This is a genomic window from Lewinella sp. (assembly GCF_050633125.1).
GTDB lineage: Bacteria > Bacteroidota > Bacteroidia > Chitinophagales > Saprospiraceae > Lewinella.
Genome location: NZ_JBOEFX010000185.1, coordinates 1 through 2,094, shown reverse-complemented (window position 1 = coordinate 2,094; position 2,094 = coordinate 1). Strand labels below are relative to the sequence as shown.

The following is a 2,094-nucleotide window of genomic DNA, read 5'->3' as shown; positions in this document are numbered from 1 at the left end:
ACTATTGGCAACAATGTAAGTATTGGCCACCGCGCGCTGGTTCATGGTTGCACCATCCACGACAATGTTCTCATAGGAATGGGGGCCATCGTTATGGACAATGCAATTGTAGAAGAACACGTACTTATAGCAGCTGGTGCTGTGGTACTTGAAAATACCCGCTGCGAAAGTGGCCATATTTATGCAGGAGTGCCTGCCAAGAAAGTCAAAGCTTTAAGTCAGGAACAATTTGGCGACACCATAGATCGAATCTCTAATGCTTACCTGAAATATGCAGGCTGGTTTAAAGAGGAGTAGCGTTGAACACTACACATTCAGCGCAAATGTATCAAAATAAGAACGTCCTAAAAATTCAGCTATTTAAACGGTATAGACCACGGATTTAACAGATCAGACAGATTTGCACGGATTTTAAATCTGTGTAAATTCCGTTTTATCCGTGTTCTATCCTGATATATTTGCACTACTATACATTGGTCTGCAAAGTAAACTCTTGGTATTCGTTACCTGCGCCTTCTGTTGTCTTGCGTTCATCGTGGGCATCTACGGCTTCCTGCACACTCATAAAGAAGTTGTTGGCACCTATTTTTTTCACCAAATGCCCCTTAACAAGTGCATCTCTGACGGGGCCCTTTACGCCCGTAAATAATAGCTTACAATTTCTGGCTTTCAGGTCTTCCAAAAGATCTTCCAAGAGGTGCAGCGCACTACTATCAAGGGTATTGATGCTTTCTGCATTGATAATGAGTGCATCCAAGTCGGGACCTTTGGCGGCCATCCATTCATCGATCCGCTCGCGGAAAACATTGAGGTTGGCGAAATACAGTTGCGCATCAAAGCGTACGATCAGCAAGTCCTTGCGAATTTCTACTTGCTCAAAACGCTCTCGGTTACGATAAAAATGAGTAGATGGCACCTTGCCCAGTTGAGCAATATGAGGACGGGTGGTTTCAAAAATAATCATCGCTAATGACAGAATAACACCCACACCAATTCCTTGCTCAATGCCCAAGCTTAACGTTGCAATAAAAGTGATGACCAGCATCCAAAAATCAGAACGATCTGCTCGCCAAAGGTGTACAGCTTCTTTGATATCAATCAATCCAAAAACGGCTACCATGATTACAGAAGCCAGGATAGCTTTGGGCAAATAATAGAAAAGTGGTGTCAGGAATAACAAGGTGGTAATAATAAGTATGGCACTAATAATCGATGCCATACCTGTTTTTGCACCCGCCTGATCATTAACGGCAGTACGAGAAAAACCGCCCGTCACCGGGTAAGCCTGGAAGAAAGAACCACCTACATTGGCCAGCCCCAGGGCGATGAGCTCCTGATTAGGTACTACTTTATAATTTTTATGCTTGGCTTGGATGGCCTTCGCCACAGCAATACTTTCCATAAAACTCACCAGAGAAATAGCTAGTGCAATGGGTAGTAATGACTGAACAGTAGCCAGGCTAAAATCCGGTAAGCCAAAAGAAGGTAAGCCTTCGGGAACGGTGCCTACTATTTTCACACCATGATCAACGAGCCCCATACCCCACACGGCCAAAATACCGAAGAGCACGGCTAATAAAGGGCCAGGAATAGCCTTATTGATTTTTTTCACGCCCATAATGAGGGCGATGCCCGCAATACCAATACCAAAGGTGGCCCAATTGATTGCTCCTATTTGCTCAACAGCCTGGATTAGTATTTCGTGTATATGGTGGCTTCGGTCAAGGTTCACACCTAGCAAATGCTTAAGTTGGCTAAGCCCAATAATTAAAGCCGCTGCCGAGGTAAACCCGCTAATCACCGGATGGGAAAGAAAATTGACCAAAAAGCCCAATCGGAATAAGCCCAGTAAAAACTGAATAACCCCTACCAGGAAGGCGAGCGTGATCGCCAGCATGATATAAGTTTCCGTACCTCCTTCGGCCAAAACGCCAATGCCGGCAGCGGTCAGTAAGGACACCATTGCTACCGGCCCCACAGCCAATTGACGAGAGGTACCCAACAGCGCATAAATAATAAGCGGCAAGGTACTGGCATAAAGGCCATAAATAGGTGGCAAACCGGCAATCATTGCGTAGGCCATCCCCTGCGGGA

At 45.5% G+C, this 2,094-nt stretch carries 2 protein-coding genes; one reads left to right on the top strand and one right to left on the bottom strand.

Annotated elements, in window-relative coordinates; translation table 11 throughout:
* On the top strand, positions 1-297 hold a 297-nt coding region (locus tag ACRBG0_RS27510; protein WP_431490039.1), incomplete at its 5' end, for a gamma carbonic anhydrase family protein.
* Positions 298-466: 169 nt separating this feature from the next.
* Here the strand turns inward: ACRBG0_RS27510 and ACRBG0_RS27505 are convergent.
* A partial coding sequence (locus tag ACRBG0_RS27505) for a SulP family inorganic anion transporter (RefSeq protein ID WP_431490038.1) occupies positions 467-2,094 on the bottom strand: 1,628 nt, incomplete at its 5' end.